The following is a 23,989-nucleotide window of genomic DNA, read 5'->3' on the forward strand; positions in this document are numbered from 1 at the left end:
CAGGAAATGGCGGGAAACAAGCTTGGTTCCGCTTCAGTCCGGGTACGCGAGGCCGTGGCTACGGCCACATGGACCGTATCCCCCTCGTGGGACGACACGTAGAACGCGCCCTTCCGGTTCGAACCCTATGTCAACTGCGTGGCGAAGGAATCCCCGGAAGAGTGACTTGGATCCGGCAGCCGCGAGCTGATTCAGCCACTCCGATGCGGCCGCCGTGCAGATCCACCGCCCAGCGGGCGATCGCGAGCCCCAGACCCGTACCGCCGTCGCTGCCCGGACCGTGCGGCGACGGCACCTCGCCCCGGTTGAAACGCTCGAAGACCCGGTGCCACTCGGACTCGGGGATGCCCGGGCCCTCGTCCAGGACCTCCAGATCCAGCGACTCCGGCTGCGCGCCGCGCCGTGCCCGCACCGTGACCCGGCCGTGCGGCGGGCTGTGCTTGACAGCGTTGTCGATCAGATTGGCCACCACCTGGTGGAGCCGCTCCGCGTCCGCATGCGCGGTCAGCTCGGGCGGCGACACATCCAGATGCAGATGTACGTCCTTGCGGCTGTGGTTCCCGGAGCCGGAGGAGAGCCGGCGGTGCGAGGCAGCCAGGTTCGCTTCCTTCAGCACGCCCGAGAGATACGGCCACACCTCGAAACGGCGGGCCTTCAGGCTGACCACCCCGTGGTCCAGCCGGGAGAGGTCCAGCAGCGTCTCCACCAGCCTGCCGAGCCGCTCCGTCTGTTTGAGCGCCGTGCGCATCGTCTCCGGATCGGCCGCGGATACCCCGTCCACGACGTTCTCCAGCACCGCTCTCAGCGCCGCGATCGGCGTACGCAGCTCGTGCGAGACGTTGGCCACCAGCTCCTTGCGGTGCAGGTCCACGGCCTCCAGATCGTCCGCCATGAGATTGATCGTCTGCGCCAGGTCGCCGAGCTCGTCACGCCGGTCGGCGCCCCTCACCCGTCTGGTGTAGTCGCCGTGCGAGATCGACCGGGCGACCTTCGTCATCTCCTCCAGCGGCGCCGTCAGACCGTGCGCCACGAACTGCGTGATCAGCAGCGTCGCGATCACCGAGAACACGGTGATGAACCGCAGCTCGGTCCTGGTGCGCAGCGCCACCATCAGCAGCCCGGTCGTGATGAACACCGAGACCACGACGAGCGTGCCCAGCTTGGCCTTGACCGAGAAAGGACGCAGTCGCGAGCCGGGCCGGGTCATGGCGCCGGGGTCTCCAGGGCGTAACCGACGCCGTGCACGGTGCGGATCCGCTCCGCACCGATCTTCCGGCGCAGCGCCTTGATGTGGCTGTCGACGGTACGGGTGCCGGAGGCGTCCGCCCAGTCCCAGACCTCCGCGAGCAACTGCTCCCGGGAGAGCACCGCGCGCGGTGTGCCGGCCAGGCAGACCAGCAGATCGAACTCGGTCGGCGTGAGGTGGACGTCCTCGGCGCGCACCCGCACCCGGCGCTGCGCGTGGTCGATCTCCAGCTCGCCGAGGCGCAGGATGCCGCTGCGCGGTGTCACCGCGGCCAGTGCGGCACGCTCCACCCGGCGCAGCAGGACATGCACCCGGGCGGCCAGCTCACGCATCGAGAACGGCTTGGTCATGTAGTCGTCCGCGCCGACACCGAGGCCGACCAACATGTCGGTCTCGTCGTCCCGGGCGGTCAGCATCAGCACGGGCACCGGCCGGGTGGCCTGCACCCGGCGGCACACCTCCAGGCCGTCGAAGCCCGGCAGCATGATGTCGAGCACCATCAGGTCGGGCTGCCAGGACTCGGCCGCGTCGACGGCCGCGGGGCCGTCGAGCGCGGTCTCCACCAGGAAGCCCTCGGCCCGCAGGCGGGCGGAGATGGCATCGACGATCGTCGCGTCGTCCTCGACCACCAGTACCCGGCGCTGCGCGCCCGGGGTCGCCGCGACACCGTTGTGGGTGGTGTGTGTGTGTTCCATCGCCCCGCCCTGCCCGTTCTCGCGGGGGCCAATCCCCCGGACGCACGGTGTTCGCTTGTGAATTTCGTGGGTGATCCCGTTTGCCGCTCAGCAGCGTAAAGCCACCGGACGGCTCCCGGCTACGCAGGGTGTAACGGCACAGGAACAGGTTGGACCCGAGGAAGAGGCAGAGTGTCTGCCTTGTGGCGCTTGGCCCCCGGGCGTCCGGGGGCCGCGCATACCCGGTGGGGGACCTCAGGCGGTCCGAAGTGCGAGATGAACCACGTCGGGCACACCTCGGGCAACCTGCACCTCTTCCGTCCTTACGCCGCTGAATCCGGCATTGCGCAAGGCCTGTTCGAAGTGGGCGGACGGTTGCGCGGACCAGACCGCGAGTACTCCGCCCGGATTCAGCCGCTCCCGGCAGTCGGCGAGACCGGCGGGCGAATACAGGCTGCCGTTGTCGTCGGTGACGGTCCAGTCCGGTCCGTTGTCGATGTCCAGGCACAGGGCGTCGTAACGGTCCGTAGTCGTGCGGAGGTACGCCATCAGATCCGTCGCCAGGATCTCGGTCCGCGGGTCGGCGAGCGCGGCACCGGTGATCCGGGCCAGCGGGCCACCCCGGTGCCAGTCGATGATCGCCTGCTCCCGCTCGACGACCGCGATCCGCCCCCAGCGCGGCTCGGCTGCCGCGTGGGAGAGGGAGAAGCCGACCCCGAGACCGCCGATCAGCACCGACGGGTCCGGCCGCCCGGCGGGCAGCGCGGCAAGCGCCGCGTCGATCAGCAGCCGCTCGGAGCGGCCGTCCGCGGTGTCCATCAGGAAGCAGCCGTTGGCGATGATCTCGAAGTCGTCACCCCGCTCCCGCAGGACTACCTCTCCGTATGGTCCTTCGCGGCGGTCGAGCGTGACGGGGCTGTGAGCGGTGCGGCGGTCGGCGGTGGGCATGTCCTCGGCCTCCGGTAGAGGGTGGGTGAGTCCCTGCCATCCTCGCCCGGCCGCGCGGCCGGGACCAGCGAGTTGCCGGATCCGTACGGGGCGCGGGGAGGTGAAAGGCGTGGTCACACGGGCTCCGGCCGTGCGCCGCGCACCACGGGGAGCGCCCCGCCGGCCGCGTACGCCGCCACGCTACGGGGGGCGATGCGTTCGGGACCCCGGCCGGCCGGGAGAGCATGCCGCCCAGTGCGGCCGACTGCTGCGCCGGCATCGGGCTCCCGCCTGCGTTCGCACAGATCTGCGGGACGCCGTCCGTGCAGATCCGGCGGACCGCCACGGGTCGGTCAGGCGGCCTCGACGGACCGGGCCGTGGCCCGGTCGGCCTCGGTGGGTCCGGCGCGCAGGGTGAGCAGCAGGTCCGGATCGGAGACCCCGGGAATGGCGGTGCCGCGCGGAATGCTGCCGTAGAGGTAGGTGAAGTGCAGCTGCGTGGCGTCGAATGCGTCGGCGAACCGGGCACGGGCCGTCTCGACGACGGGGGTGAACGCCGCCGGCCGGCGGCTCCGTGAGCCTCCGCGTCGGATCGTCCCGTCGTCGGCCAGTCCTCTGTCACCGGGAGATCCACGAGGGCCGTTGTCGGTCATACGGGCGCCGTGCTGGGTGCGCGCCGCGGCTGCCGAGTGGTTTTCGCAGGTGACGGGCAGGTGGACGAAGATCGCTGAGAGCGAACACGGCCCCGGGAACATAAAGTCGGTCAGGAGCATTGAGCCGGTATAGCTCAACTTGACTGCTGAAGGGGAGATCATGGCTACTGAGTCCAACGCGGTCACTCCGCTCACCTTGCCTGTGCTGCCACTCGACGACGAGGTGGTGCTGCCCGGAATGGTGGTTCCTCTGGACCTGTCCGACACCGATGTCCGGGCCGCCGTCGAGGCTGCTCAGGCCGCCGCCCGTCCGGGTGGCGGCAAGCCCGAGGTGCTGCTGGTGCCGCGGATCGACGGGACCTACACCGGGACTGGTGTACTCGGCACCGTCGAGCAGGTCGGCCGGCTCTCCGACGGAGACCCGGGCGCCCTCATCCGCGGCCGTGACCGCGTGCGGATCGGGGCCGGAACCACCGGACCCGGAGGTGCACTCTGGGTCGAGGGGACCCGCGTGGACGTCTCGGCTCCCGAGCCGCTCCCCGGCGCCGCCGCCGAGCTGGTCAAGGAGTACAAGGCCCTCGCCACCAGCTGGCTGAAGAAGCGCGGTGCCTGGCAGGTCGTGGACCGGGTCCAGCAGATCGACGACATCTCCGCGCTTGCCGACAACTCGGGTTACTCACCGTTCCTCACCACCACCCAGAAGGTGCAGCTCCTGGAGACCGCCGACGCGGTCGCCCGGCTGAAGCTCGCCATCCAGTGGCTCGGCGAGCACCTCGCCGAACAGGACGTCGCCGAGTCCATCGCCAAGGACGTCCAGGAGGGCGTCGACAAACAGCAGCGCGAGTTCCTGCTGCGGCGCCAGATGGAGGCCGTACGCAAGGAGCTGTCCGAGCTCAACGGCGACGCGGAGGACGAGTCCGACGACTACCGGGCGCGCGTCGAGTCCGCCGATCTTCCCGAGCACGTCCGTGAGGCCGCGCTCAAGGAGGTCGGCAAGCTGGAGCGCTCGTCCGACCAGAGCCCCGAGGGCTCCTGGATCCGAACCTGGCTGGACACCGTCCTCGAACTGCCGTGGACCGAACGGACCGAGGACGCGTACGACATCCGCGCGGCGAAGGAGATCCTCGACGCCGAGCATGCGGGCCTGGAGGACGTGAAGGAACGGATCACCGAGTACCTCGCGGTGCGCAAGCGCCGTGCCGAACGCGGCCTCGGGGTCGTGGGCGGGCGTCGGGGCGGTGCGGTGCTGGCCCTCGTCGGACCGCCCGGCGTCGGCAAGACGTCCCTCGGTGAGAGCGTCGCGCACGCCATGGGCCGCACGTTCGTCCGCGTCGCGCTCGGCGGTGTGCGGGACGAGGCGGAGATCCGAGGCCACCGGCGTACGTACGTCGGTGCGCTCCCCGGACGCATCGTCCGCGCCATCAAGGAGGCCGGTTCCATGAACCCGGTCGTCCTGCTCGACGAGATCGACAAGGTCGGCTCCGACTTCCGCGGCGACCCGGCCGCGGCGCTCCTCGAAGTCCTCGACCCGGCGCAGAACCACACCTTCCGTGACCACTACCTGGAGGTCGAACTCGACCTCAGCGACGTCGTCTTCCTGGCCACCGCCAATGTCCTGGAAGCCATCCCGGAGGCGCTGCTCGACCGCATGGAGCTGGTCAGGCTCGACGGATACACCGAGGACGAGAAGGTCGTCATCGCCCGCGACCACCTGCTCCCGCGCCAGCTGGAGCGGGCCGGTCTGGAGAAGGGTGAGGTGACGCTCGACGAGTCGGCGCTGCGCAAGCTGGCCGGCGAGTACACCCGTGAGGCGGGCGTCCGCAACCTGGAGCGGGCCGTCGCCCGGCTGCTCCGCAAGGTCGCGGCCCAGCACGAACTGGGCGACCGGGAGCTCCCGTTCACCGTCACCGACGAGGACCTGCGGGGTCTTGTCGGACGGCCGCACCACGTCCCCGAGTCCGCCCAGGACCCGGCCGAGCGCCGCACCGCGGTGCCGGGCGTGGCGACCGGACTCGCGGTGACCGGCGCCGGTGGCGACGTGCTGTTCGTCGAGGCGTCGCTGGCCGACCCGGAGACCGGCGCGGCCGGACTGACCCTCACCGGTCAGCTCGGCGACGTCATGAAGGAGTCCGCGCAGATCGCGCTGAGCTTCCTGCGCTCGCACGGCGCCGAGCTGGAACTGCCCGTCGCCGACCTCAAGGACCGGGGAGCGCACATCCACTTCCCGGCGGGCGCGGTGCCCAAGGACGGTCCGAGTGCCGGTATCACGATGACGACGGCGCTGGCCTCGCTGCTCTCCGGACGGCTCGTCCGTACGGATGTGGCGATGACCGGTGAGGTGTCGCTGACGGGACGGGTGCTGCCGATCGGCGGGCTGAAGCAGAAGCTGCTGGCCGCCCACCGGGCCGGTATCACCACCGTGGTGATCCCCAAGCGGAACGAGGCCGATCTGGACGACGTCCCGGCGGAGGTCCTGGAGAAGCTGGATGTCCACCCGGTGACGGATGTCCGCCAAGTGCTGGAGATCGCCCTCGCCCCGGCCACGGCCGAGGCGGAGGAGAGGGTCCCGGCCGCGGCGTGAGCGCCATGGCGTGACGGGCGTGGCATGACGTGCGCGGCCGGTCGGACGGCCCGCGCCTCCCGAGAGGGCGGTGCGGGCCGTTCCGCCGCTCCGGGTGCCGGAACGTGCCGTTCCGCGTCCGGGCGGGGCGCGGCAAGGACACGCTGCTGGGATCTTGTGCGAGCGGAAGCGATGGTGGAGGCGTGCGGGAGCCCCGGTGACGGGGCGCGTCACCGGGGCTCCGGAAAGCGGAGGCTCAGCCGTTGGCGAGTGCCTGTACGCGGTCGAGGGCACCGTTGAAGTGGTTGTGGTCGCCGACGAAGGGGCCGGACGACGTGTACTGCCACATCGTGTAGTAGCCCCAGCCGGCCGGGAGCGCGCCGACCGTGGTGTCGTAACGGGCCACCCACAGCGGGTTGGTGGTGCCGAAGCCCGCGTTGTTCCCGGTGCAGGTCGTCCACCAGCTGGTCGCGGTGTAGATGACCGCGTCACGCCCGGTGCGCGCCTTGTACGTGTTCACGAAGTCGCGGATCCAGGAGACCATGCCGGCCTGCGTCTTGCCGTAGCACTGCGCGCCGTACGGGTTCCACTCGATGTCGAGCACGCCGGGCAGCGTCTTGCCGTCCTTCGACCAGCCACCCCCGTGGTCCACGAAGTAGTTGGCCTGGGTGGCGCCGCTCGTGGTGTCCGGGGTGGCGAAGTGGTACGCACCGCGGATCATGCCGACGTTGTACGAGCCGTTGTACTGCTGCGCGAAGTAGGGATTCGTGTAGTACGTGCCCTCGGTGGCCTTGGCGTAGGCCCACCGGACGCCGCTGTTCCAGAGAGTCGCCCAGGCGACGTTGCCCTGGTAGCTGGCGACGTCCACGCCTTCGGTCTGGGCGACAAGCGTGCCGCCCGGCAGGCCGCCCCGGCCGTCGTGGGCGATGACGCCCATGCCCATCGTGGCCGACCCGCGCACGGGCTTCTTGGCGGCGGCCGTGGGGGAGTCGGCCGCGATGGCCGCGCTGGGCAGGGTGAGCAGAAGCGAAAGTGCTGCGAGGAGGGTTCCCAGTGCCGCCAGGCGTGAGCGGCGGGTCGTTCCGGATCCGGATCTGTGCACGGGCATGTGCGTGCCTCCGAGGCCTCGGTGGGGGGATCTGCAGACCCAGGGGGGCGGCTCGGCGCACCCCCTGTGGCATGTCATGGTGTGGACATGCCAGTAGTGACGCTACGCACGTAGACCCGCGCGGCGGAAGAGGGCCTGGGTGGTGCCGTTGGTCTACGCCTGCGAAATACTGGTGGAGCTGCGGCGATGACCGGCGGTGGAAGAAATTTTCAGCGGCAGGAAAGCTCATGAGGAGTGTTGACGTGCACGGGAGCGAAAGCGGTAGTGAACCCGGCGCGACCGGAGGAAGTGGTGCAGACCACGAATTCCTGGCACTGGAGCGGGAATTGGCGGTCTTTCTGCGCCGCGCGCGGGCCAGTTCCGGTGAGATGGCGCGGGAGGTCCATCCCGAGCTGGAGGCCGCGGCTTACGGACTCTTCGTACGGCTGGAGTCGGTGGGGCAGCAGCGGGCCACCGACCTCGCCGCGTACTTCGGCGTGGGGAAGGCGACCATGAGCCGTCAACTGCGCGCCCTGGAGGAGCTCGGACTGGTGGCGCGCGAGCCCGATCCGGCCGACGGGCGAGCCTTCCTCGTCCATCTCACCGACGAGGGGCTTGCGCGCTTCCGCAGCGTCCGCGACGCGCGCCGCGACCGGTACGTGAGCAAGCTCGCCGACTGGGACCGGACCGAGGTGGCGGAATTGGCACGGCTGCTGCACCAATTGAACGCGCGGGCCGAGGACTGACGCCGACCGGGCCCGAACCGGCCCGGCCGGGCATCCCCGGGTGCTCTCCGGCCCCGCCCCCTGGAAACCGCCCACGCCGCGGGTGCGGGCCGACCCCGCACCCGGGACCTACAGCACGACGTAGACCGCCGTCGCGTCGTCGTGCGTCTTGCTGCGCCGCAGATGCGCACGCTCCGTGTCCGCGTCCTCCAGGGCCCTGACCCGGTCGATCAGCCCCTGTGTGCCCTCCTTGCGGAGCACCGCGAGGCAGGCCGCCCAGTCGCCCTCATGGAACATCTCCGTCCAGCGGCTCGCCCCGTCCGTCAGCGCGGCCACCGCCCGCACCTCGGTGAGCGGCGTGCGCCCGGTCACGGCGCGGACAGCCACCCCGGGGTCTGCGGCGGCGGTGAAGAAGCCGCCCTTTTTGTTCCGCACCCGCGTATCGGCGATCGCCTCGGTGGCCAGCGAGCCCGGCGGCAGTCGGTCGAGCCGGTCGTCGAGCAGCGCGCGCACCGTTCCGTCCGGTGACTCGAACAGTAGTACGGAGTCGGAGAGCACCAGGTGTTCGATCTCTTCCCCGTCCCAGCGCACCACGACAACGGTCGCCTGGGGGGTGCGCACGTGAGAAAGGTCACACAGGGTGCGATGTGTGTCGGCGGTGCGCCGGATGGACTCGGCGAGGATCTCGGTGAGCGTCAGATCCCGCCGCGAACCCGACAGTTCGACCAACGATCCGCCCAGCCGCGCGGTGAACCAGGGCACGGAGTGCACACAACCGTCGTCCCCCCGTGGCGGAGTGACTCCGTCGAGCAGAACCAACGTGCCACCCCCGCCGGAAGCGGGGAGCGAGGTGGCTGCCCAGTCCTCGTTGGGGCGCTCCGGACTACCGGGGACCGAGGTGAGTTCTATGCGCATACGGCCAGTCTGCACGACGCCTTCACGGGGCCTGCACGATCGTGGCGTTGAGCCGTACCGGCAGGTCAGCGGGGAGGCTTGAGCGGAAGGAGTGGCTCCGTGCCGGGTGCGGGCGGGCATCCTGCCAAAGCCCGGGCGGAAGTTCCAGCCGGTGATCCAGGCGTGGTCTGCGGCGCCCGGGGGAGACTTGTTCGTCAACTCCGGAGTGATGTTCACTCGTTCAGGTGGCGGAGCGGTTGATGCGTGCCCCCCTCTCAAAAGCACTGGAATGGTCAGAAGCCGTACCAGGGGTCGGGGTGTCCTTCCACATATGACCGTGCGTCACCTCTGCTTCAAGGGTGGACGAGTCAAGATTGCGAGCACCGGTGCAGAAGAAGCGGCCGCGGAGCAAAGGCAGCGAGCAAATCAGTACCGGGGCGACACCTCCGGCGCCGAGCGGGAGTGAGCCGGCCCGGCGCACCGTCCGCGTACGCAGTCGGCTGGTCGCCGGCGTCGCGGTCGTCGGCATCACCGTCATCGCCGCGGGCGCGCCCGCGGCCCTCGGCGCCTACACCGAACTGACCGAGTCCCAGCGGTTGGTCACCCTCGCCCAGCTGAACCAGCAGGCGGTGGCCCTCGCCCACTCCCTCGCGGACGAGCGCGACGAAGTCACCGCCTATATCGCGGGCGGCCGGGACGGGAAGCCCGGCGCGAAGAACGACGGTCCCAGCGCCCGCGTCGACCAGCAGATCGACGAGATCCGTGCCACGGCTCCCGCCGCGCTGCGCCGCGACCTCTCCACGATCCCCTCCCTGCGCCGGACCGCCCTCACCGGCAAGGGCTCGGCACTCGACGCCCACCAGGCGTACTCCGAGGTCATCGCCAAGCTCCACGACCTCGCCGACGACCTCGCCGAGAAGACCCCGCCGCGGGCCGCCGAGGCGACCCGTGCACCCCTCGCCCTCGGCCGGGCCGCCGATCAGGCCTCCGCCACCCGCGGGCTGCTGATCGCCGCGCTCTCCGTGCCCCGCGAAGAGGCCACGGCCTCGCAGATCGACCCGTTCACCGGGCTGCCCGTCCAGACCCAGGACGAGGGCAGCAGCGAGGACGACCGCAACCGTGACGCGCTGAGTGCGGCCGCCCAGCAGGCCAGGGTCCGCGAGCTCTCCTCGCTCGCCGATTTCGACCAGGCCGCGGGCAACACCGCCCGCGACAAGCTCTCCTCCACCGTCACCGGGCCCGAGGTCAACCGCGCGGAGAAGTACCTCGCCGCACTCACCGACCGTCCCGAGCTGTCGGACTCCGACCAGAAGGCCGACCGGAAGAAGGTCGAGGCGGCACTCTCCGCCCGCGTCGACCGGATGCGCAGCGTCGAGTCCGCCCTCGGCACCGCCCAGGTGCAACGTCTGGAGCAGCTGCGCGACGACGACGTCACCGCTCTCGAACTGCGCATCGCGCTCCTCGGCGGCTGTCTGCTGATCGCCGTCGGCGTCTCCACCGCCGTGGCCCGTACGCTGACCCAGCCGCTCGCCGTCCTGCGGATCGGCGCCGCCCGCCTCGCCGCGGAACCTGCGACCGCCGAGCCGGTCCGCTACACCGGCCGCAACGACGAGTTCGCCCAGGTCGTTCGATCCCTCAACGCCCTGCACGGCAAGCTGCACGGGTTGCTCCACGAGTTCAACGGCCGGTTCGAGAATCTGGAGAACGAGCGCGGCGAACTGATCGCCGGACGCGAGGCCCTCACGCTCCAGTGCGCCGAACTCCAGGTCCGCACCGCAGATCTGACCGCCCAGCTGGAGCGGCTCACGAACACGGTCCATCACACCTTCGTCAACCTCTCGCTGCGCACCCTCGGCCTCGTCGAGCGCCAGCTCGGCGTCATCGAGAGCCTGGAGGATCGCGAGCAGGACCCGGAGCGGCTCGCCACCCTCTTCAAGCTCGACCACATGGCCACGGTCATGCGACGCCACAGCGAGAACATGCTGGTCCTCGCGGGCGCCGAGCACAGCCACGGGCACTCCGGCCCGATCCCGCTGGTCGACGTGTTGCGTGCGGCCGTCAGCGAGATCGAGCGGTACGAGCGGGTCACCATCCAGTCCCTGCCGTCGCATGCCCAGATCGCCGGTTTCGCCGCCGACGACCTGAGCCACCTGGTCGCCGAACTCCTGGAGAACGCCACATCCTTCTCGCCGCCCGACTCGCAGGTCGAGCTCTCCGGCTGGCTGCTGGAGACCGGCGAGGTGATGCTCTCCGTGCAGGACGAGGGCATCGGCATGTCGTCCGTACGGATGGGTGAGCTCAACGCCCGCCTGGCCGACCCGTCCTCGTTCGAGGCGGGCGAGCAGAGCGCCGACGGCGCGGGCCTCGGACTCCAGGTGACGTCGCTGCTCGCGGCGCGCCACGGGGTGCGGGTCCAGCTGCGCGAGCACAAGGGCAGCGGGGTGACGGCGGTCGTCGTGCTGCCGCAGGCGCTGCTGCCGAAGGCGCCGCCCGGCGCCGCGCCGCCGCCGGTGACCGTGCCGGGGGACGCGCCCGCGCTGAACCTGCCCGGATCGGTCGCCGAGGCCAACTCCAATGCCCTGCCGGGGCGGACGCTCGCGCTGCCCGGTGACCCGCTGATCGCCGCCGCCGAGCAGGCGATCCGTGAGTCGGCGCCGGACCCGGCCCAGGAGGAGGCGCCCGCTCCGGCGGAAGCCGAGCCGGTCGCCCCCGACGAGTCCGAGTCCGAGACCACGATGCAGGTCCGGCTCCCGGAGCTCCGGGACGTCCCCGCGGCTCAGCCGGTCCCGTCGGCCGCGCCGGCCCATGAGACCCCGGCGATCCCCGACCCGTACGCCATCGGCCCCGACCGCCACGAGCGCACCGCGGACGAGACCCCGGAGCCCTTCACTACCCCGGCTCCTTCCCCGGCGCCCACCGCCGAGGCCCTTCCCGGCCCCCGGCAGCCGGAGCCGCAGGCCGAACGCATCACCGACAAGGGCCTTCCCAAGCGCACCCCCAAGGTCGTCAAGCCCGCCGCCCCCACCGCCGAGCGCAAGGGCAGTCTGGACAAGGACGAGCTGCGCCGCCGCCTCGGCGGTTTCCACCAGGGGGCGAAGGACGGCCGCCGCGACGTCGAGGCGGAGATCGCCGACGGTGCCGTCACCGGTGCCGACACCGCACAGACCGAGCAGCCCGAGGGGGCAGACCGTTTCGGCGGTCGAACCGATGAGACGGGGGACACAGTCGAGGAGGCACGCAGTTGACTGCGCCCAGCACATTCGGGCTGAGCACCGAGGCCCGGAATCTTCACTGGTTGCTGAGCAATCTCGTCGAGGAGGTGCCAGGGGTCCATTCGGTCACCGTCGTCTCGTCCGACGGACTGATGCTGCTCTCCTCCGACCCAGGCCGCCAGACAGCCGCAGCGACAGGCGGCCCGCAGGACGGCCCCCGAGGCTCCAGCGCCGACCTGGCGACCATCGTCTCCGGTATCGGCTCCCTCACCGTCGGCGCCGCGAAACTGATGGACGGCGGCGGCGTCAAGCAGACCATGGTCGCCATGGACGAGGGCAGCGTCTTCGTCATGTCGATCAGTGACGGTTCGCTGCTCGGCGTGCACGCCACCCCCGACTGCGACATGAGCGTCATCGCGTACCACATGGCGCTCTTCGTCGGCCGTGCCGGACACGTACTCACCCCCGAACTCCGCAGTGAACTGCGCAAATCGATGGAGAGCGCCCAGTGACGCCCGCTGCTGAACCCGCCCCCAGGCTCCCGGTCCGCGGGTCCGACCGACGGCCCGCCCGGGTCCGCCCGTACTCGCTCACCCGCGGCCGCACCCGCTTCGGTCACGTCCTTCTCGTCGAGACGTTCGTGGCCGCGCTGGAAGCGCCCGAGGAGCGCCGCGAGCTCACCAACGGCAACCTCGCCACTCGGGTGATGCCGGAGCTCCAGGCCATTGTCGAAATCTGCCGCCGCATGCGTACGGTCGCGGAGATCTCGGCCCTGTTGAAGATGCCGCTCGGCGTGGTCCGCGTGCTGCTCAGCGACTTGGCCGACCAGGGAAAGATCCGTGTGTACGGGACCGGTCACGGCACCGGCCAGCCCGACCGCGCACTGCTCGAAAGGGTGCTGAATGGACTCCGTCGTCTCTGATCCGCTTCTGTCCGCCCCGCATCAGCCGGGACCGGAGGACCAGGCCGAGGAGTCGATCCAGGCCTGGCAGTTGGATCACACCAGGGCCCCCATAGCCACGAAGATAGTGGTCGCGGGCGGGTTCGGGGTCGGTAAGACGACCTTCGTGGGATCGGTCTCCGAGATAACCCCGCTGCAGACCGAAGCACTGATGACCCAGGCCAGCGAGGAGACCGACGACCTCACCGCGACGCCCGACAAGGTCACCACGACCGTGGCCATGGACTTCGGCCGTCTCACGCTCGACGACGACCTCGTGCTGTACGTGTTCGGCACGCCCGGACAGCAGCGCTTCTGGTTCATGTGGGACGACCTGGTGCGCGGCGCGATCGGTGCGGTGGTGCTCGCCGACACCCGGCGGCTCTCCGACTGCTTCCCCGCGCTCGACTACTTCGAGAGCTGCGGACTGCCGTACATCGTGGCCGTCAACCACTTCGAGGGGACGCCCGGTTACGAGGCGGAGGACGTCAGGGAGGCCCTGACCGTACCCCCGGACGTGCCTGTTGTGATCATGGACGCGCGTAACAGGATCACTGTCATCGAGGCGCTGCTGGCCCTCGTGGGTCACGCTTTTGACGCGGCCCCCGCCTAAGGGCTGTCCCGTAAGGGCGTGAAAGTCCCGCCTGCCATGCGGCAAACGTTGCCGGTCACGGCACTGGTGCCCCTCAGCGCACCAGACACACCTTGCGCACGTACCACGTAGACGTAACGGAGAACCGCGATGCGGAAGATACTCATAGTCGGAGCCGGCCAGTCCGGCCTCCAGCTCGCCCTCGGACTGCAGTCCCATGGGTACGAAGTCACCCTGATGTCCAACCGCACCGCCGACGAGGTCCGGTCCGGCCGGGTCATGTCGACGCAGTGCATGTTCCACACCGCGCTGCAGCACGAGCGCGACCTCAAGCTCAACTTCTGGGAGTCCCAGGCCCCGCGCATCGAGGGCCTCGGCGTCTCGGTCGCCGCCCCCGACTCCTCGCGCGCCGTCGACTGGGTCGGCAAGCTGGACGGCTTCGCCCAGTCCGTCGACCAGCGCGTCAAGATGGCCGGCTGGATGGATACGTTCGCCGAGCGTGGCGGACAGCTCGTCATCCACGGTGCGGCCGTCTCCGACCTCGACTACTTCTCCCGCACCTACGACCTGGTGATGGTCTCCGCGGGCAAGGGCGAGCTGGTCTCCATGTTCGGCCGGGACGCGTCCCGTTCGCCGTTCGACGCCCCGCAGCGCGCCCTGGCCGTCGCGTACGTCCACGGCATGGGCCCGCGCCCCGAGCACCCCGAGTTCGACGCGGTCCGCTGCAACCTGGTCCCCGGTGTCGGCGAGCTCTTCGTGATGCCGACCCTGACCACGTCCGGCCGCGCCGACATCCTGTTCTGGGAGGGCATTCCGGGCGGCCCGCTGGACGTCTTCCAGGGCATCAAGGACCCCTCCGAGCACCTCGCGAAGACGCTGGAGCTCATGAAGCAGTTCACGCCGTGGGAGTACGCGCGCGCCACCAAGGTCGAACTGACCGACGCCAACGGCACCCTGGCGGGCCGTTACGCCCCGACGGTGCGCAAGCCGATCGGCCGGCTGCCCGGCGGCGGCCTGGTGCTCGGCGTGGCGGATGTCGTCGTCGCCAACGACCCGGTCACCGGCCAGGGTTCCAACTCCGCCTCCAAGTGCGCTGACGCGTACCTGAAGTCGATCACCGAGCACGGCGACCAGCCCTTTGACGCGGACTGGATGCAGTCCACGTTCGACCGCTACTGGGACACCGCGCAGCACGTCGTGAAGTGGACGAACGCCATGCTCGGCGTACCGCCGGAGCATGTGCTGAACCTGATCGGCGCCGCCGGTCAGCTGCAGCCGGTCGCCGACCGGTTCGCCAACGGGTTCAACAACCCGGCGGACTTCGACAACTTCTTCTTCGACCCGGAGAAGACGAACGCGTACCTCGCCTCGGTCTCTGCCGCCGTGTAAGCGTCTGACCCGCATAGCAGTGGTCAGCGTTGGTGAACGTCGGGGATGGTGGGCCGCCCTCGGACGGCCCACAGACGGCCCGGTCGTCGCCGTGGCGTCCTGCCTTCCACCGACTGACGAGCCAACGCGCTGCGACCTTCGAGCCCTGTGATCGCTACCGGGTTGTGGGGTGTCCTACCGGGGACCTCATCACCCGGTAGCGATCGCGGGCCGGGCGCCTACGGCGGGAGCTCCCAGATGCTCGTGGGCGCCTGCGGGACACAGGTACTCGCGGACCGGCCGCTGATACACCCGCCGCGCACTGAGCGGTCGCCCGTACGCTTCCCGCCGTAGACTTGTCAGGGAGCTTGAGCCTTGCCAGACGTCCAGTTCAGGCGGGCCCCGCGAGATTGATCCCGCCAAGGGCGGCGGGATGGGAGTTTCCCACGGCTCCAGCCATTGCAGGCTCTCTCCCATGAGCGGAAGCCCCTGCCTCGCTTTGCGAGCGGTGGAATCCCCTCAGGAAGGACGTGGGCCATATGAGCCACCTTGTGAGCCAGGTGCCCATCAGTGACATCACACTAGCCGCTTCGGCTGTGCGCTGGATTTTCCCCCTCGGTATAGCAGTGGGCGTAGTCGCTGTTCTGCTGGGCCTCCTCTGGTGGGACGCGCGCCGTCGGTCTCGGGCACGACAGCCGGGACCACAGGCCGAACCTTCCTCGCGAAGCAGCGAAAACTTGAGGGCTGCAGATGATTTCGGGGAAGGTCTCAGCCCCTATGAGATCAACCGGCCCTCTTCGCCAAGGGACGTACCCAAGGATGACCACGGTGGGGCTTTTGGCAGTGGAAGACCCGGCGGCTGACGGGTCGGCGACATCGGCGGCACGTGCCGAGATCACCGCGCGGTCGAGATCTACTGTCGATACACGCCCCTGGGGCGCACAGCTACTGGTTACTCGTCGCCCGGCTCGGACGAGGAGTCGTACCCCGCGTCCGAGCCGTCGGACGTGTCCCGGGCCGGCTCCGGGAGGCTGTACGTACTCAGCGACGGGCTCTCCGGATCCGGACGCACGGCGCCCAGCAGCGGATTCGACGCCACCGGCGAGATCTTCACCTGCGATCCGGGCCGGGGCGCCTGCACCACCAGGCCGTTGCCGACGTACAGGGCCACGTGCGTGGCCTTCGGGAAGTAGATCACGAGGTCACCCGGGCGCAGCGCGTTCAGCGGTACCTTCCGCAGCTGCTTCCACTGCTCCTGCGAGGTCCGCGGAATCGCGTGCCCCGCGTTCGCCCAGGCCTGCGAGGTGAGCCCGGAGCAGTCGAACGACCCCGGGCCCTCCGCGCCCCACACATACGGCTTGCCGAGCTGCCTGACCGCGTACTTCACCGCCTCGTCGCCCTCCTGGGACGGCGGCCGGGCCAAGGACAGGGCGCCCGAGGTGACCAATGTGTCCTGGGCCTTGTCCGTGGTCTGCTGCTCCAGCTGGGACACCTGGGCGATCTGCTCGGCGGAGAGCTTGGCCAGCAGCGCCTCCACCTTCCTCAGCCGCGACTGCGCGGTGTCGCGCTGCTTCTTCTGCCGCGCGGCCAGCACCCGCTGCTTCTCGAGCGCCTTGCGGGACGCGGAGGCCAGCCCGTCGGCGCGCTTCTCGGCGCCGGTGAGCCGCTTCACGGTCGCGGCCCGGCCGGCCGCCACCCTCTGAATGACGTGTTCCTGGTCCAGGGCGTGTTCGGGATCGCGGGACAGCATCAGCTGGACGTACGGGGAAAAGTCGGACTGCCCCTGGTACTGCTCCCGGGCCAGCCGCCCCGCGTCGTTGCGGCTGCGGCCCAGCGCGGTCCGCGCCACGGCGAGAGCGGTGTCCAGCTTCTTCGCATCCGCCTTCCGCTTCTTCAGCTTCGCCGTGGTTCCGTTGTACGCCTCGCTGGCCTCCTCGGCCTGCTGGTACAGCTTTCCGAGCTCGGTCAGCAGCTCGGCGACGCTCTTCGTGGCGCGTGGCATGCCGGAGGGGGCGGCGGGGCCGGGACTGCTCGGGTCCGCGTGGGCGGCGACGGCGGGCGAGGCCGTGACCACCGCGGTGAGTGCCGCCGCGCAGACGGTGCGCAGAACCCTGGACGACACGGGATCACCTCCGATGACGGGGCGATCGCGGGACCACCCCATGAGTGAGCGCAACGCGTCCATACGGTCACTCACGGGCGGGTGACACAAGAACCGTGCGGCGTGGCGGCACCCGGATTCGCCCGGACGGCGGGACGACCCTCAAGGGGCCTGGCGGATCACGGCCAGGGCCCTGATCCGCCGGACACCTCCGAGGTCACGTCACCGGGAACGCGTAGAACATCCGTTCCCGCTGGACGACGGCGGACTTCTTGAAGGCCAGCACCCGGTACGGGGCGGTGACCGTGGCGCCCTTCGGGTCCTGCACCCCGATGTCCTGGAACTTCCACAGCCGCCGGCCGTCCGCCGCGGCGAACGCGGTGACCTGTGCGGCCCCGGCCGCAAGCACGGTTCTGCCGCTGGAACTCACGGTGACGACCGGCGCCCATCCGCCGGGCACCGCCTCGGTGGACCGCCGCCAGCGCAGCTTTCCGGACTCCCGCTCGACCGCACCCACCTCCTGGTTGCGGCTGGTGGTGTGCAGCAGGTTCCCGGCCGGGACCGGTGTTCCGAACGCGGACCCGGGCGTGCCGTTCAGCGTCCACTCCGGCTTGCCCGCGGGCATCTCGAACGACTGGAGGGCGTCGCCCACCGCCGCGTACAGCAGTCCCCGGTCATCCCCGACGGCTGCCCCGTCCGGACCGACCGTGCCGAACGACTTGGTCCACAGCAGTTTCCCGCTCCTGCGGTCGAACCCACGGAAGACGGCCTTGCCCTTGGCGGCCTTGACGTCGCCAGGGGTGAGCGTCGAGCTCTTCTGGCGTACGACGATGTCGTCGGGGCGGACGGCGATCAGCTGGTAGGCGGGGGTCGTCGATTCCCGGCCGGTGGGTACGGGGGTCCGCCACAGCTCCTTGCGCTGCACGATGTCGTAGGCGAACAGGAACGACGTGACGACCTGCGTGTCCTTCCCGGGCTTCTTGCCCTTCTTCGGCTTCTTGGCCCTCACGGTGACCTTGTGCGAGCCGGTGAACCAGATCGCCGGACCGGACTGGCCGATGACGTCGGACACCGTCAGGAACGGTGCACCCTCGAACTGGTTCTCGTACGCCACCCGGTGCGCGACCGTTCCGTCCTTCGGCGACAGCCAGAGGAACTCGGACGGCCCGGCGACGAAGCAGAACGCGTCACCGGCAGCCAAAACCGCCTGCCCCTTCGCCGCGTCCGGGCACTCCCAGAGGCGGTGGCCGGTCCGCAGATCGACGGCGGAGGCCTGTGTCTCGCCGGTCAGTACGAGCAGCCGGTCGCGCCAGAGCGCGGCGGTGAGCGGCGCGGGTTCGGCCGCGGGGTGGCTGTACACCCAAAGCGGCTGCGGCGGCAGCCCGGCCACGGTGGGACCGCTGGGGGACGGGGCGGGCTTGCCGTCGTCCGGGGCGTCGGAGCCGTCGCTCCCGAGGGCGAGCACACCCCCACCGCCGACGATCAGCCCGGCCGCGCCGGCGGCCGCACCGAAGAGCAGGGTGCGGCGGTCGAGCGCGGCGGAGGGGGACGAGGAGGAGGGGGCGGGTGGGGGCGTGGGCGTCACGGGCGGCGGGGGCGAGGCGGGAGCCGCCGGGGCCGGGTGGGGGCGTGGCACGAGCGGCGCGACGGGTGGGAGGACGGCGGGCAGCCGGTCCGGGGGACCGGTCCGTTCACGCGGGATGGACAACTGGGTGGTCGGCCGGTCGGGCTCCGGGGCGCGGGGGCTGCCGACACTTCCGATCCGGGTGGTCCGGGCGTCTTCTCCGAGGCCGCCGTCGCCGGGCGCGTCGGTGGCGGGGCTGTCAGGTGTGGCGTCGGCCGGTTCGGTGAGAGACCCGTGCGGGGCTGTGCCGACGGGGCTGTCCGCCGGCTCGCCGGCCGCGCCTGCGGACACCGCCTCCCTGACGCGGGACTCCTGTTCCGCAAGCGTCTTCGACAACTGCTCCGGCAGCCAGCCGCCCCTCGCGAGGCCCGCCGCGCCTTCCAGTGCCAGTTCCGCCGCCACCGTCCCGGAGCTCGGCCGCTCGGCCGGGTCCTTGGCCAGGCAGCGCGCGATCAGCCCGCGCAAGTCCTCCGGGACCGCGCTCAGTTCCGGCTCCGCATGCGCGATCCGCTCGGCTGCCTCCGCCGCCGGGCCGTCCGCGAGCGGGGTCGTGCCGGTGGCCGCGTACGCCAGCAGCAGGCCGAGCACGAAGAGGTCGGAGGCCGGTCCCGCCGTCTCGCCCTCGACCTGCTCCGGGGTGAGATATCCGAGCCGTACGGAGAGCTGCCCGCCCGCTCTGGCCTCGGCATCGGCCGCCGCGCCCAGCGGGCCGAAGGCGGTGAGCCGCGGTCCGTCCCCGGCCAGCAGCACGGTCCTCGGGGCGAGCCCCTCCAGTACGGCCCCGGTGGCGTGTACCCGGGAAAGCGTCTCGGCGATGCCGGCGCCCAGTATCCGCACGGCACGCTCGGGGAGGGGCCCCGCTGCGTCGATCGCCTCGGCGAGCGTCAGCGCCGGTACGTACGCCACGGCCGTCCACAGCTCCCCGTCGTCCGTACGGGTGGCGAGCTGCGGCTGGACCCAGCCACCCGCCAGCCGGTCCGCGGTGCGCGCCTCCGCCTCGAAGTGGCGGCGGAAGGCGGGCAGTGCGGCAAGCTCGGGCCGGGCCGCGGTGATCACGACGGTCTGGTCCGCGGCGCTGTCCGTGGTGTCGGCAGCGCTCGCGTCGTGCGCGAGGTACTGGACAGCGCTCGCCGTCTCGCGGAACCGCGCCAGCACGGTGTACGGACCGAGGCGGCGTGGATCGTCCTGACGCAGCGCCTCCATGGCGCACCCCCTTGTGACCGTTCTCGTGACCATGGATCCGTCGATCCTAGAGGGTCCATCAATCAAGAGGCGGCCGACGCACCCCGCCCGGACCAGCGGGTCAGCTCGGTTTCGACCAGGGCCACTTGAGAGTGTGGCGCTCGCGGCCCTCGGGGGCGTACTCGTACACCCAGCCGCGCTGCACACCCAGCCGCTTGGAGTATCCGGCCGGGACCCGTCGGTACGCGTACACGGTGGCCGGTCCGCCATCGGCATCCGGCACCGGGACCTCGTACCACTTGGGCGGGTGGCCGGTCGAGCCGACGAGGACGGGGAGGACCCGCCCGTCCAGCGGGCCGCCCCGGAAGGTGGTGTTCTCGCTTCTCACGACCCCAGTCTGACCCAGGGCGTGTTCCGGGGCTCACGGGGACCAGCCGGGCCGCCGGCTTCCCGGCCGGACCGGAGGAGGTCTCCAGCGGCAGCAGTGCCGCCACCGCGGATGCCGTCTCCTCGTCCCCCGCCGCGGTGGCCGCGAGCAGGGCGATCAACTGTGCCCGGTCGATCAGGGACGGACAGGCCGCGGCTCCCGGCCATGATCCGCCGGGCAGTCCCTGCGCCGGTCGGTCTCAGGCCAGCAGACCCGAGCTCTTCCACAGCCTGCGCCCCACCCCGTTCAACACGCCGATGTCGTCGAGGAAGTCCGTCAGCCGCTTCGCACCCGACTGCATGACCTCCGCCCGGTGGCCGCTCGCCTTCACCTGGGCGACGGCCTCGCGGCGGTCCAGGCCGACGTTCTCGTACACCTGCGGGTTGATGAAGCAGACAGAGAAGACGCGCGCCGCCTCCCCGCAGCTCAGCCGGGTGAGCTCGCGCTCCCAGCGGGGTGACGTGACCATCTGGCGGCGCAGCTCCTCGCGGGCGTAGCGCACGTGCCGTGCTTCCTCGACCACATGAATCCGGGTCACGCCGCGCACCAGCGTCTGGACGCGCTCGTCCGGGAACGTCAGGCGCTGCATCCAGTCGAGGATCTCCTCGCCGAGCAGGGTCGCGGCGAACGAACCGGGCGTCGTGGACACGGTCTTCAGAACCCGCGCCAGGTTGTGGTAGACGCGCGGCACGGGATAGCTGGGCGCCCGCCCCCACTGGATCATGCGGCCGAACATCATCGAGTGCCGGCACTCGTCGGCTATCTCGGTCAGCGCGTAACGGACATGATTGCTGGTCACCGGCTTGTCGTAGATGTGCCGGACCAGCAGTTGCATCAGGATGATCTCGAACCAGATGCCGAGCGAGGCCAGCGACGCCGCCTCGTGCCGGGCCAGGTCCATCCGCTGCTCCTCCGACATCCTCCGCCACAACGGGGTGTCGTAGAGGGAGACGAGCTCGGGCGGCCAGAACCACTTGCCGTCCTCGACCGCCGCATCCCAGTCGAGCTCGGTGTCCGGATCGAAGGAGTGCTTGGCCGAGGACTCCAGGAGGCGCCCGGCGATCTGCTCGCGGTCCCGTAGCGGGCCGAGTGCGTCGCGGAGCACCCGCACGTCGCGTCCGGTCACTGTCGTCATGGCTGAGGGCACCTCACACGTGGGTTACCGAGGGTCACTCCTTATAAGACTGCTTGTCAGTAAGGTAGTCAATCCCTGGCGCACGACTTGTTGACCCGGTGTCCAGCAACGTGTGAACCTGCCAACTGACGTAACCGCAGCGGAACTTGTCCGAGCATGCGAGGCGAAGGAGCCGTCCGTGTCGACGCACGACCTCTACACCACCGCCCCCGACACGCCCCTCTGGCAGGTGCCCGCCTCCGGCGCGGCCCGCTTCAACTGGGATTACGACGACGGCCGTGAACGCCTTCTCGCCCTCTACCAGATGGGCAAGGACAAGCAGTGGGACGGCAACAAGCGCATCGACTGGTCCCTGGAGGTCGACCCCGCCGACCCGCTGGGCACCCCCGACGAGGCCCTCACGCTGTACGGCACCCCGCACTGGGCCAAGATGACCGAGAAGGACCGGGGTGAGCTGCGCAAGCACTACACCTCGTGGCAGTTCAGCCAGTTCCTCCACGGTGAACAGGGTGCGATGGTCTGTGCCGCCCGGATCGTGGAGTCGGTCCCCGACCTGGACGCGAAGTTCTACTCGGCGACCCAGACCATGGACGAGGCCCGGCACGCGGAGATATACGGCCGGTTCCTGCACGAGAAGGTGCAGATGCTCTACCCGATCAACGACAGCCTCCAGGGACTGCTCGGCGACACCCTGCGCGACTCCCGCTGGGACATGCCCTACCTGGGCATGCAGGTCCTGATCGAGGGCCTGGCGCTGGCCGCGTTCGGCATGATCCGCGACACCACGACCAAGCCGCTGCCCAAGCAGATCCTCGCCTACGTCATGCAGGACGAGGCCCGGCACGTCGCCTTCGGCCGGATGGCGCTGCGCGACTACTACAAGCAGCTGAGCGACGCCGAACTGCGCGAGCGCGAGGAGTTCGTCATCGAGGGCTGCTACCTGATGCGCGACCGCCTCAGCGGCGTCGAGGTGCTGGAGAACTTCGGCATAGGCACGCAGGAGGCCAAGGAGCTCTCCGAGCACTCGGAGTTCCTGCAGCTCTTCCGCAAGCTGCTGTTCAGCCGGATCGTCCCGTGCGTCAAGGACATCGGTCTGTGGGGCGAGCGGCTGCAGAAGGCGTACGTCGACATGGGCGTCTTCGAACTCGGCGACTCCAGCCTCGACCTGCTCATGGCCCAGGACGAGGAGATAGCCGAGCAGCTGGACCGGGACCGGTTCGCGGCGGAGGAGCAGGCGCGGGTCGCGGAGGTCGAGGAGGCGATAGCGGAGGGCGCCGCCTAGGGCGCGTATTTGGTTGTGATCAATAGGTGGTCCGGGTGAGGTGCTCGAGCCAGATAAGGTGCCCCCGAAGTCAGGCATGAGGGGGGCGCGTTGGAACGACGGAAGCTAATCGGGATAGGGGCGGGGCTGGCGGTCTTACCCGCCTGGTGGGCCCTGCGTCAGGTGGCGAACGGGGCCAAGGGGGACTGGCGCACCGACACCGCACCGCTGGAGCGGGCGTTCCCGCTGCTGGGCCCGCTCGCCGACGCCAAGTGGGTGAGCAGCCGGGGCAACGACCGGGGCGTACCGTCGCCGGAGCTGGTGATCTCGGGCTTCGCCCTGTTGACGCCGGGGAAATTTGCCGAGCTGACGGCGTCCCACGCCTTCGTCTCCGAGGGGCCGGCCGATGACTTCTCCTCGTGGATCGAGAAGCTGCTCAAGGGCGAGGGGCCGGAGAACCCGCAGTGGGTCCGGTCGCACGAGCTCGACCGCGACGGCAGCGGCTACTCCACCAACCTGTGGTTCGACCGTCGCAGCGACACCGTTCGCTTCTGGGCACTCAACCCGTACGGCTAGGCGCGTATCGGGTGCGATCAGTTTGTGGCTTTCGCCCTCACGGTCGTGGCCTGATCCGGTAGATCATGGTGTGTGACGCGAATACAACGTCCTGCCCACCTCATAGTCGCCCGGCGGTTCAGAAGCGATTGCGTAGAGTGGCGACCCAGTAACCGTGGCGAATCATCTCCACTTCGTCGGTCTTGTCGACCACGAACCGCATAGAGCGGCCCTCGGCGATCGAGTCAAAGGGGGCATCTGTCCTCTCGACAGTTCGGTTCAGAACGTGTACGCCTTCCTTCCCACCGTGTCCGGCTCCAGGCGGGGGCGGACAGCGGACCCCTGACTCGACGCCGAGCTCGCGCGGATCGAGTACGCGACCAACGAACGGCCCGACCGCGCCTTCGCCTTCGATCAGTTGGCGAGCGGGGAAAACGGCTTGACCTGGCGGGGTTGACACGCCCCCTGCCTGATCCGTAAGGTCCTTCGAGTTGTCATGGAGCCGAAACGGTTCTGTGGCAGCCGATCCCGCCGCGAACGCGGCAACCAAACTCTGCACGATCTCCCGTCCGGGATGATTTCAGCATGCCGGAATTCATTTCGAAGGTTCGATTATGAATGGCCGGGAAAAACCGCTAAAGTTTGGGACGTCGGAACGGCTCAACAGTCGGGAAGGCGAAACCCGCTGACTGGGAATCAGGCACGAAAGAGTCTGATAGAGTCGGAAACGCAAGACCGAAGGGAAAGCCCGGAGGAAAGCCTGAGAGGGTGAGTACAAAGGAAGCGTCCGTTCCTTGAGAACTCAACAGCGTGCCAAAAGTCAACG

19 protein-coding genes are annotated in these 23,989 nt (G+C 70.1%); 9 read left to right on the forward strand and 10 right to left on the reverse strand.

The features are described from left to right. Positions 1-130: 130 nt before the first annotated feature. The 4 genes from AB0N06_RS28265 to AB0N06_RS28280 form a co-directional block, all read right to left on the reverse strand. A complete protein-coding gene (locus AB0N06_RS28265; protein WP_366137506.1) occupies positions 131-1,207 on the reverse strand; it encodes an ATP-binding protein in 1,077 nt (358 codons plus the stop codon). Next, positions 1,204-1,941: a response regulator transcription factor gene (locus tag AB0N06_RS28270; protein WP_366137507.1), complete on the reverse strand. Its 738-nt coding sequence runs from the start codon at positions 1,939-1,941 to the stop codon at positions 1,204-1,206. Before AB0N06_RS28270 ends, AB0N06_RS28265 begins: the two co-directional genes overlap by 4 nt. A gap of 234 nt (positions 1,942-2,175) precedes the next feature. Continuing rightward, a complete protein-coding gene (locus AB0N06_RS28275; protein WP_366137523.1) occupies positions 2,176-2,868 on the reverse strand; it encodes a spermidine synthase in 693 nt (230 codons plus the stop codon). Between the two features lie 332 nt (positions 2,869-3,200). Continuing rightward, positions 3,201-3,620 carry a hypothetical protein gene (locus tag AB0N06_RS28280; RefSeq protein ID WP_366137508.1) on the reverse strand — a complete coding sequence of 140 codons (420 nt, stop codon included), beginning with the start codon at positions 3,618-3,620 and terminating at the stop codon, positions 3,201-3,203. Positions 3,621-3,660: 40 nt separating this feature from the next. Between AB0N06_RS28280 and lon the strand changes: the two genes are divergently transcribed. After that, on the forward strand, positions 3,661-6,081 hold the full coding sequence (gene lon / locus AB0N06_RS28285; protein WP_366137509.1) for an endopeptidase La: 2,421 nt from the start codon (positions 3,661-3,663) through the stop codon (positions 6,079-6,081). 235 nt (positions 6,082-6,316) lie between these two features. Here the strand turns inward: lon and AB0N06_RS28290 are convergent, their stop codons facing one another. Then, positions 6,317-7,168 (reverse strand): lysozyme, encoded by an 852-nt coding sequence (locus AB0N06_RS28290; protein ID WP_366137510.1) that lies wholly within the window; start codon positions 7,166-7,168, stop codon positions 6,317-6,319. Positions 7,169-7,410: 242 nt separating this feature from the next. Between AB0N06_RS28290 and AB0N06_RS28295 the strand changes: the two genes are divergently transcribed. Continuing rightward, positions 7,411-7,893 (forward strand): MarR family transcriptional regulator, encoded by a 483-nt coding sequence (locus AB0N06_RS28295; protein ID WP_366137512.1) that lies wholly within the window; start codon positions 7,411-7,413, stop codon positions 7,891-7,893. A 108-nt stretch (positions 7,894-8,001) separates the two neighbouring features. On the opposite strand, the gene AB0N06_RS28300 is transcribed toward AB0N06_RS28295, so the two are convergent. Further along, positions 8,002-8,787, reverse strand: a complete 786-nt coding sequence (locus tag AB0N06_RS28300) for a hypothetical protein (RefSeq protein ID WP_366137513.1) — start codon at positions 8,785-8,787, stop codon at positions 8,002-8,004. A 365-nt stretch (positions 8,788-9,152) separates the two neighbouring features. Here AB0N06_RS28300 and AB0N06_RS28305 point away from each other — a divergent pair, with 365 nt between their 5' ends. From AB0N06_RS28305 to AB0N06_RS28325, 5 genes are all read left to right on the forward strand, one after another. Next, positions 9,153-12,011, forward strand: a complete 2,859-nt coding sequence (locus AB0N06_RS28305; RefSeq protein WP_366137524.1) for a nitrate- and nitrite sensing domain-containing protein — start codon at positions 9,153-9,155, stop codon at positions 12,009-12,011. Next, on the forward strand, positions 12,008-12,490 hold the full coding sequence (locus AB0N06_RS28310; protein WP_366137514.1) for a roadblock/LC7 domain-containing protein: 483 nt from the start codon (positions 12,008-12,010) through the stop codon (positions 12,488-12,490). The genes AB0N06_RS28305 and AB0N06_RS28310 overlap by 4 nt, the downstream gene beginning before the upstream one ends. Then, positions 12,487-12,900 (forward strand): DUF742 domain-containing protein, encoded by a 414-nt coding sequence (locus AB0N06_RS28315; protein ID WP_366137515.1) that lies wholly within the window; start codon positions 12,487-12,489, stop codon positions 12,898-12,900. The genes AB0N06_RS28310 and AB0N06_RS28315 overlap by 4 nt, the downstream gene beginning before the upstream one ends. After that, positions 12,881-13,531, forward strand: a complete 651-nt coding sequence (locus AB0N06_RS28320) for an ATP/GTP-binding protein (RefSeq protein ID WP_366137516.1) — start codon at positions 12,881-12,883, stop codon at positions 13,529-13,531. Before AB0N06_RS28315 ends, AB0N06_RS28320 begins: the two co-directional genes overlap by 20 nt. A gap of 129 nt (positions 13,532-13,660) precedes the next feature. Further along, positions 13,661-14,899, forward strand: a complete 1,239-nt coding sequence (locus AB0N06_RS28325; RefSeq protein ID WP_366137517.1) for a styrene monooxygenase/indole monooxygenase family protein — start codon at positions 13,661-13,663, stop codon at positions 14,897-14,899. Positions 14,900-15,830: 931 nt separating this feature from the next. Here the strand turns inward: AB0N06_RS28325 and AB0N06_RS28330 are convergent. From AB0N06_RS28330 to AB0N06_RS28345, 4 genes are all read right to left on the reverse strand, one after another. Then, positions 15,831-17,000 carry an NlpC/P60 family protein gene (locus AB0N06_RS28330; protein WP_366137518.1) on the reverse strand — a complete coding sequence of 390 codons (1,170 nt, stop codon included), beginning with the start codon at positions 16,998-17,000 and terminating at the stop codon, positions 15,831-15,833. A gap of 196 nt (positions 17,001-17,196) precedes the next feature. After that, positions 17,197-19,806, reverse strand: a complete 2,610-nt coding sequence (locus tag AB0N06_RS28335; protein WP_366137519.1) for a PQQ-binding-like beta-propeller repeat protein — start codon at positions 19,804-19,806, stop codon at positions 17,197-17,199. Positions 19,807-19,906: 100 nt separating this feature from the next. After that, positions 19,907-20,173 (reverse strand): hypothetical protein, encoded by a 267-nt coding sequence (locus tag AB0N06_RS28340; protein WP_327244355.1) that lies wholly within the window; start codon positions 20,171-20,173, stop codon positions 19,907-19,909. Positions 20,174-20,411: 238 nt separating this feature from the next. After that, positions 20,412-21,347, reverse strand: a complete 936-nt coding sequence (locus AB0N06_RS28345) for a diiron oxygenase (RefSeq protein WP_366137520.1) — start codon at positions 21,345-21,347, stop codon at positions 20,412-20,414. 178 nt (positions 21,348-21,525) lie between these two features. Between AB0N06_RS28345 and AB0N06_RS28350 the strand changes: the two genes are divergently transcribed. Further along, positions 21,526-22,629, forward strand: coding sequence for a ferritin-like domain-containing protein (locus AB0N06_RS28350; protein ID WP_366137521.1), 1,104 nt, complete (start codon positions 21,526-21,528; stop codon positions 22,627-22,629). A 90-nt stretch (positions 22,630-22,719) separates the two neighbouring features. Next, positions 22,720-23,184, forward strand: a complete 465-nt coding sequence (locus tag AB0N06_RS28355; RefSeq protein WP_366137522.1) for a hypothetical protein — start codon at positions 22,720-22,722, stop codon at positions 23,182-23,184. The last annotated feature ends 805 nt before the right edge of the window (positions 23,185-23,989 follow it).

This window comes from Streptomyces sp. NPDC051020 (assembly GCF_040683105.1).
In the GTDB taxonomy this organism is placed as follows: Bacteria; Actinomycetota; Actinomycetes; order Streptomycetales; family Streptomycetaceae; genus Streptomyces.

Bases quoted from the DNA above. Each gene is read 5' to 3' on its own strand.
- AB0N06_RS28265 (WP_366137506.1), bottom strand. From the start codon at position 1,207: ATGACCCGGCCCGGCTCGCGACTGCGTCCTTTCTCGGTCAAGGCCAAG.
- AB0N06_RS28270 (WP_366137507.1), bottom strand. From the start codon at position 1,941: ATGGAACACACACACACCACCCACAACGGTGTCGCGGCGACCCCGGGC.
- AB0N06_RS28275 (WP_366137523.1), bottom strand. From the start codon at position 2,868: ATGCCCACCGCCGACCGCCGCACCGCTCACAGCCCCGTCACGCTCGAC.
- AB0N06_RS28280 (WP_366137508.1), bottom strand. From the start codon at position 3,620: ATGCTCCTGACCGACTTTATGTTCCCGGGGCCGTGTTCGCTCTCAGCG.
- lon (WP_366137509.1), top strand. From the start codon at position 3,661: ATGGCTACTGAGTCCAACGCGGTCACTCCGCTCACCTTGCCTGTGCTG.
- AB0N06_RS28290 (WP_366137510.1), bottom strand. From the start codon at position 7,168: ATGCCCGTGCACAGATCCGGATCCGGAACGACCCGCCGCTCACGCCTG.
- AB0N06_RS28300 (WP_366137513.1), bottom strand. From the start codon at position 8,787: ATGCGCATAGAACTCACCTCGGTCCCCGGTAGTCCGGAGCGCCCCAAC.
- AB0N06_RS28320 (WP_366137516.1), top strand. From the start codon at position 12,881: ATGGACTCCGTCGTCTCTGATCCGCTTCTGTCCGCCCCGCATCAGCCG.
- AB0N06_RS28325 (WP_366137517.1), top strand. From the start codon at position 13,661: ATGCGGAAGATACTCATAGTCGGAGCCGGCCAGTCCGGCCTCCAGCTC.
- AB0N06_RS28335 (WP_366137519.1), bottom strand. From the start codon at position 19,806: ATGGAGGCGCTGCGTCAGGACGATCCACGCCGCCTCGGTCCGTACACC.
- AB0N06_RS28345 (WP_366137520.1), bottom strand. From the start codon at position 21,347: ATGACGACAGTGACCGGACGCGACGTGCGGGTGCTCCGCGACGCACTC.